Genomic DNA, 6,865 nt, shown 5'->3' with positions numbered 1-6,865 from the left:
GATTTATACTTAGTTAAATGTCATTAATTACAATTATCAAATCAAAAAATTGCATATTGAAAATATTTCCTAGTCATCATTGCAAAGTGTTTCTTAATATCAAAAAACATCTTATTATTGAGACATATTTCGTCGTAATGCTTGTTTTTTTGCTGCTAGTTTTATTATTACTTAAGCAGCATCAATGGAACCAGTATGTTAAAGCAGTTACTCACTACCCCCTATTTACCTTTAGTCGCCTTCTTATATTCTGGAGTGGCTATGTCAGCAGACAATTTCGATGACCCTTTGGCTGAGTTTAACCATACAATTTGGTGGAAATCCGATGGCTGGAGTAATGGCTTTCCATTTTATAATCGTTGGGAAGGAGAATCGATTGTAAACAGTGCTGAAGGCATGGCGATTACTCTTGATTATTCTCCTGTTGCCGATAATAGCGTCGAATTTCGTTCTGGCGAACTTAGAAGCCATGACTATTACGGCTACGGCTGTTTTGAAGCCGAAATAAAACCAGCCGCTGCCTCGGGCGTCATTACTTCATTTTTCTTATTCGCCGGCCCCTATGACAAACCAGAGAATGGCAATGGTATGCACAACGAAATTGATATTGAGTTTCTTGGTAATAACACCAATTTACTTCAGGTTAACTATTGGACCAATGACGACCGATACGAAAGAAGCAATGAGCACCTTATTTACTTAAATTTTGATGCATCAGAAGATTTCCATCGTTACGGTATAAAATGGACCAAGAATGCTATCAAATGGTACATCGATGGTGATTTGGTATACAAAGTAAAAAAAGCTACAGCAACGACTCCTATTCCGTCAAAAGCAGACAGTGAGCTTCGAATCATGGCCAATGTCTGGGCAACTGATAACCGTATATCAAACTGGGCTGGTGAATTTGATATAAATAGCAGAACGGCACACACGGCTTATTATCGTAACATCCGGTTTGAGTCAGGTCGAAAATGCACGTTTGAATAACCAAAAACGGTGGCTAGTACAGTTTAACCCGTACGACCTTCATCACTTCAATCTCAAAACCTGCAACAGTTTCTATTGCGGGGTAATAGGTTAAATTAACCTTTGCCCCCTTCAAGCTTTTGTACTTTTTCTGACGTTTGAACTTAAATGGCACATCGATGCCTTCTAGCATCAGTGTATGCAAGATCCAATCAGCATCTTCACGCTGCGTATGAGATACCACCTTGACCCCTTCGGAGTGCACTAAATCACGGTGATTATTCAATAGCTTATCAACATCGGACTTCATAATAGGCTTCTACTCACGAAAAATGTCAAAGTTGAGACAGAAAATCGCATCATAACTTACTATTATAAATTTGTCCTTAGGTCTTATACGCAGTTTAAGTGCCAACGTGGTATCACAATGGTACAGGGATAACCGTAACATTATCCCATAAAAAAACAGAGTGCTTAGCACTCTGTTTTTCTTTTGAACCGGATTAACCAATGATTCTCAAATCACCCATTCATCGTTCTAAAATGATAAAAACACACCTGCAATTGTTGCACTCATCAAGTTTGCGAGCGTTGCTGCGAAAATAGCCTTAAAGCCTAAACGTGCGATATCAGGTCGGCGACTAGGTACAACACCACCCAGACCGCCCATCAGCATTGCAATCGATGTTAAGTTTGCAAATCCACATAATGCAAAAGTAACAATCGCTTGTGAATGCGTACTTAATTGGTCTTTCACTACCATTAGATCAGCAAATGCAACAAACTCGTTCACAGCAATCTTTTTGCCAATAAGGCTCGCAGCAATCGTTGCTTCAGACCATGGCACACCAATTAGCCATGCAACAGGCGCAAATAGGTAGCCAAAAATGAATTCTAGGCTCAGGTTATCAATACCAGTCCAGCCACCAATATGGCCAAGACCACCATTAATCATGGCAATCAAGCTAATAATAGCTAACAAACTTGCCCCAACCGCCATCACAATTTGTAAACCACCCAACGCACCGCGTGTCGCTGCATCAATGATGTTCACTGGTTCATCTTCTTCATCATCAGAAGTGCTTTCTTGATCATCAATGATTTCTGTTTGTGGCACCAAGATCTTTGCCATCATTAAACCAGCGGGGGCCGACATGAAGCTCGCTGCTATTAAATAGCTAATATCAACGCCTAAACCGGCATAACCAACAAGCGTGCCACCAGCAACCGACGCTAAACCACCCACCATAACAGCAAAGAGTTCTGAACGAGTCATCTTGGCCAAATATGGACGAACAACTAACGGGGCTTCAACAGAGCCAACAAATATATTAGCCGTTGCCGACATTGACTCAGTACGAGTTGTACCTAAGAAACGTTGTAATAAGCCACCAATAGTGCGGATGATAAAGCCCATTACACCAAGATAATAAAGAACAGAGATCAACGCAGAAAAGAAAACAATGGTAGGCAGTACATTAACTGCAAAAATGAAGCCGAGCTTAAACTGAGCCAATTCTCCGAATAGAAATTCTGTACCCACACGGCCATAGTCAATGATGCCAGAAACTGCTGATGACACATTATTCAAAATCTCTCGGCCTACTGGGACATACAAAATGAAACCAGCAAAAACTAGCTGGATAACAAATGCACCACCAACGGTACGCCAATTGATTTCTTTACGGCTTTCAGAGAAAAGAACTGCTACAGCAAAAAGCGTGATAACGCCTAATGCGCTGACCAGATAGCTCATGGCCAAACTCCACAATGTTGTTAGTAAACGATTGCGGAGGGATTCTATTCATAATAAAAAGTGTGACAAGGATCATCTTGTTACACACATTTACAGTTTGGAAACATGAAGACACGAAGTAGTATGTTTTCCGTGCAATATCTATGAATTTAAGCCCATTAGTGCAAATACGGGATACTGTTGTTACCTCCGGTGACAATCACTGCTCTTTCATGACCGTCGGTAGCGTTTTTTTCAGCAATATCACCATGACTAATCTTTCAAAATCTTGTCCCAATAAACAGGCTCACCGATCTGACAGCGTACAAACTCGATAAAACGGTGTACTTTTTTGGGAAGAAACTTATAACGTGGGTATATCGCGTACAAAGGCATATATTGATTTAAGGCCCAGTCTGGCATTAAACGCACCAGCTTGCCCTGCTGAAATTCTTTCTCTAATAAATAAGTAGCTAAGTATCCCACGCCATGCCCTGCGAGAGTTGCATCGAGAATCGCATCAGCTGAATCTACTCGATAATTACCTGTAACCTTTATATCTATGCTCTCTTCACCCTGCTGAAAGCTCCACGTGTTATCTTTACGCTCTCTACTGTGATAAATAATACAGTTATGATCAATAAGATCGTTGGGCTGATATGGCACACCATTCTTGGCAAGATAATCAGGGCTGGCTGCGAGCACAAAGTGGCAATCCGCTAAATGCCTCGCCACAAAGCCCTCAGGCGGATTCGATGTCATCCCAATCCACAGGTCTAGCTGTTCGGCAATTAAATCTACCTTATGGTCAAACAAGCTCATTTCAACATCAAGCTGCGGGTATTTAAGGTGAAAGTCAGCGATATATGGTGATATGTGGTGACGAGCAAATGACTGAGCGCTCCCAACCCGTAAGATCCCCTGCATGCTATCGTTCGATTGCACTAGCTCACTTTCGGCTTCATTCACTTCATCGACAATGTTGGCACAGTGTATGGCAAACCGCTGGCCTGCATCTGTCAATGCGAAAGAACGTGTCGTGCGTTGAACTAACTGTACGCCCAGCCTTTCTTCAAGTTGCTGGATTTGTTTACTCACCTGTGTTCTTGATATATCAAGTAGTTGAGCTGCTTTAGTAAAGCTACGCTGATTTGTTAGGGCATTAAAAACGATCATTTGCTGGGCTTTCTTTATCATTATTTTGCCTATCTTGATATTCAGACCACGGTAGCGTGCTTGTCTCTATTTTATCAAACAACATTATAAAAAATAAAAAGGGGCTGAACGCCCCCTTTAATAAGGTTAACAGTTTTAGGGCTAAATCTTAAAGAAAGACAGCTGCTGTTTTTGCTGCTCAGCAAGTTGAGACAACTCATTGCTTGCCATAGCGCTTTGACTAATGCCTGCCACATTCTGATTTACAATCTCAGACATGTTCGTCACATTACGGTTGATATCTTGAGTCACTTGCGATTGTTGCTCAGCCGCTGTTGCTACTTGTGTATTCATATCGCTGATCTGCACAACAGATTCAGTAATGCCAACCAACACGTCATTTGCCTGACTCGTTAGTACTTGATTTTGATCAAGCATTTCAAGGCTGGCCTGCATACTATCGTTGGCATTATTTGACTGCGCTTGAAGCTCTTCAATAATTGTTTGGATTTCTTGCGTCGAATCTTGCGTTCGCGCTGCCAACATACGTACTTCATCGGCAACAACAGCAAAACCACGGCCAGACTCACCAGCACGTGCCGCTTCAATGGCTGCGTTCAATGCTAATAAGTTTGTTTGCTCCGAAATCCCACGGATCACTTCTATCACTTTGCTGATCTGCTCTGATTGATCTTTTAGTCGAGTGACTACACCTGCCGCTTCAGACAAGGTTTGCGACATTTGCTGGCTTGCTGTATTACTTTCTTCGAAAACACTCAGCCCTTGGCGCGCAAGTTCATCGGTTTGCTTCGCAGTAGCATCTGCCGTTGTTGCATTATCGCTCACATTATCTGCCGTGCTTGAAAGCTCATTCACCGCAGACGCTACTTGATCAATTTCGTTTTGCTCTGACTGCGCATTAACTTCAGATTGTGTCATTACCGCAGCTAACTCAGTGGCAGCGGCCGCAACGTCTTCACTGATACGAATTAAAGAGCCCACCGTCGTGTTTAATTGTTCAACGGTTGTATTCACATCGCCACTCAATTGAGCAACTTCATTCGTGCCATCTTGCTCAGCACGTACAGTCAAGTTACCTGCTGCCACTTCACGCATAACAGATTGTAGTTTCAATACTGGGTTTACAATTAAGCCAGACAACCACCATGCACATAGCAAAGCGATAAATAATACAGAAACTATCGTAATGAAAATCGAGGTCATCAAGCTTTCATGTTCAGCATTCGATTTATTCTGCTCACGTTGAGTCAATCGATTTACTTCATTTGATAATGCTTCAATACTGTTCACCATGATGTTGCCTTTCTCACGGTACTGAGTCGTATAGTTGCCGTAAGTATTATCATCCAATAAGCCTTGGTGACGCTTATTCAACACAGGGATCATCGTATTAATGCTGAAACTAACGTACTCATTAAGAGCTGACGTTGCCTGCTGCACCTCATTCTCTAACCCCTCTACTTTACCTAGCTCTCTGAGGTTATTTCTATTTAAAGACATACCACGCTTCAGCTCAGAGTCTAAACGGCTTAGCTGCTCTGAGTCATATAAACTATAAACGGCACTAATACGCATTTTATAGGTATTATCTATTAGGCTCGCAATTTCATTTTTGCTAACGAGTGCTGTTGATGTGGTCGAATTCATTTGTTGTTGTTCTTGCTCTAACCGGTTACCTGAAATAACAACGGTAACGGCAAGGGCCAAAACCAGAAGAATGACTGGAATTATGACTTGAGAACGAATAGATAAATTTTTTAACGAAAGCTGCATACAAACTCCGGGGGACGTAATTCACATCGCTTCCATGCGAAAGTTGACTTATAGGTGACTGTAATTCGCTCGCAAATATAGACGTAGATCACACTAATGTCTAACAATGTCTCAATGAAATTCAATTAGATAGAAGCAACATCAAGACTTCCTGCCTACTTTTGAAGCTATTGTTTTGTCCGAATACTGATAAATATCTAAGATCCTGCCCGGTTTAATGTTTTTTTTACCCTAACTGACTACTTATTAAACATTTATGACGAGCGTCATATAGTGTTCAAAGTTCTGAAACATTACTGTCATATAACTTCCCTAATCTTGGCATCGTTCATTCAAACCTATTGGCAATAACGCCAAGCTTTTTAAGGATTAGGAAAATGAAAACAAAGGTTATTGGTGCGCTAGCCCTAGCAGGTTCAATGGTTTTCAACCCTGCTGTAGCAAACGAAACTGTTTCTGTTGTTGGCTCGAACTCCGTCACCCCAATCATGGAAGTATTAGGTGAAACCTACGCTCAAAAAAACGATGTAACTGTTGAAGTTCAAGGTCCTGGTTCATCAGCTGGCGTTCGTGCAGCTCACGATGGTTCTTCTGACCTAGGCATGAGTTCTCGTGACCTTAAAACAGCTGAAAAAGCAGATAACATTAAAGAAGTTGTTATCGCTCGTGACGGTATCGCAGTTGTTGTTCATAACAACAACCCAGTAAAAGATTTATCTAAAGAAGAAGTTTCAAAAATCTACAAAGGCGAAATCACTAACTGGAAAGATGTTGGTGGCGAAGACAAGCCAATCGTAGTTGCTACTCGTGATACTGCTTCAGGTACTCGTGGTGCTTTCGAAGACATCATGGACCTAAAAATGAAAGTTAATGACATAACTGTTTCAGCTATCTACCAACGTGCACAAGTTGCAAGTGGTAACGGTCAGCTGAAAACAATTGTTGCTAATAACCCATTTGCAATTGGCTACATCTCTCTAGGTTCTGTAGACGAGTCTGTTAAGCCACTGTCTATCGACAACCATGAGCCATCTGTAGAAGCTATCAAAGCAGGTGAGTACGGTGTACAGCGTCCATTCCTTGTTCTTTACAAAGAAGGTCGTCCTTCACAAGCTGCTCTAGACTTCCTAACTTGGATTAAGAGTGCTGAAGGCCAGAAGCTAGTTGCTGATAAAGGCTACATCTCTGTTAAGTAATAACTAATACCTTTAC

At 41.6% G+C, this 6,865-nt stretch carries 6 protein-coding genes; 2 read left to right on the top strand and 4 right to left on the bottom strand.

The features are described 5' to 3' along the window. The first annotated feature begins 195 nt into the window (after positions 1–195). Positions 196–990 carry a family 16 glycosylhydrolase gene (locus tag L4D78_RS24490; protein ID WP_428469353.1) on the top strand — a complete coding sequence of 265 codons (795 nt, stop codon included), beginning with the start codon at positions 196–198 and terminating at the stop codon, positions 988–990. Positions 991–1,003: 13 nt separating this feature from the next. Here L4D78_RS24490 and L4D78_RS24485 read toward each other — a convergent pair whose 3' ends face one another. The 4 genes from L4D78_RS24485 to L4D78_RS24470 all read right to left on the bottom strand — a co-directional run bounded on the left by L4D78_RS24485 (position 1,004) and on the right by L4D78_RS24470 (position 5,653). Then, positions 1,004–1,279, bottom strand: a complete 276-nt coding sequence (locus tag L4D78_RS24485; RefSeq protein WP_428469352.1) for a hypothetical protein — start codon at positions 1,277–1,279, stop codon at positions 1,004–1,006. Between the two features lie 228 nt (positions 1,280–1,507). Continuing rightward, complete coding sequence (locus L4D78_RS24480) at positions 1,508–2,725, bottom strand: NupC/NupG family nucleoside CNT transporter (RefSeq protein ID WP_428469351.1); 1,218 nt, start codon at positions 2,723–2,725, stop codon at positions 1,508–1,510. A gap of 252 nt (positions 2,726–2,977) precedes the next feature. Beyond that, complete coding sequence (locus tag L4D78_RS24475; protein ID WP_428469350.1) at positions 2,978–3,901, bottom strand: LysR family transcriptional regulator; 924 nt, start codon at positions 3,899–3,901, stop codon at positions 2,978–2,980. Positions 3,902–4,021: 120 nt separating this feature from the next. Further along, positions 4,022–5,653, bottom strand: a complete 1,632-nt coding sequence (locus tag L4D78_RS24470; protein ID WP_428469349.1) for a methyl-accepting chemotaxis protein — start codon at positions 5,651–5,653, stop codon at positions 4,022–4,024. Between the two features lie 377 nt (positions 5,654–6,030). Here L4D78_RS24470 and L4D78_RS24465 point away from each other — a divergent pair, with 377 nt between their 5' ends. After that, entirely contained in the window at positions 6,031–6,849 is an 819-nt protein-coding gene (locus tag L4D78_RS24465; RefSeq protein ID WP_428469348.1) for a phosphate ABC transporter substrate-binding protein, read from the top strand. The last annotated feature ends 16 nt before the right edge of the window (positions 6,850–6,865 follow it).

The organism is Photobacterium minamisatsumaniensis (genome assembly GCF_050336695.1).
In the GTDB taxonomy this organism is placed as follows: domain Bacteria; phylum Pseudomonadota; class Gammaproteobacteria; order Enterobacterales; family Vibrionaceae; genus Photobacterium; species Photobacterium minamisatsumaniensis.
Note: the sequence above shows the minus strand (reverse complement) of the source record. Positions and strands in the feature narration are given on the sequence as shown.

Coding starts and splice junctions, on each gene's coding strand:
- L4D78_RS24485 (WP_428469352.1), bottom strand. CDS start 1,279: ATGAAGTCCGATGTTGATAAGCTATTGAATAATCACCGTGATTTAGTG.
- L4D78_RS24470 (WP_428469349.1), bottom strand. CDS start 5,653: ATGCAGCTTTCGTTAAAAAATTTATCTATTCGTTCTCAAGTCATAATT.
- L4D78_RS24465 (WP_428469348.1), top strand. CDS start 6,031: ATGAAAACAAAGGTTATTGGTGCGCTAGCCCTAGCAGGTTCAATGGTT.
- L4D78_RS24480 (WP_428469351.1), bottom strand. CDS start 2,725: ATGAGCTATCTGGTCAGCGCATTAGGCGTTATCACGCTTTTTGCTGTA.
- L4D78_RS24475 (WP_428469350.1), bottom strand. CDS start 3,901: ATGATAAAGAAAGCCCAGCAAATGATCGTTTTTAATGCCCTAACAAAT.
- L4D78_RS24490 (WP_428469353.1), top strand. CDS start 196: ATGTTAAAGCAGTTACTCACTACCCCCTATTTACCTTTAGTCGCCTTC.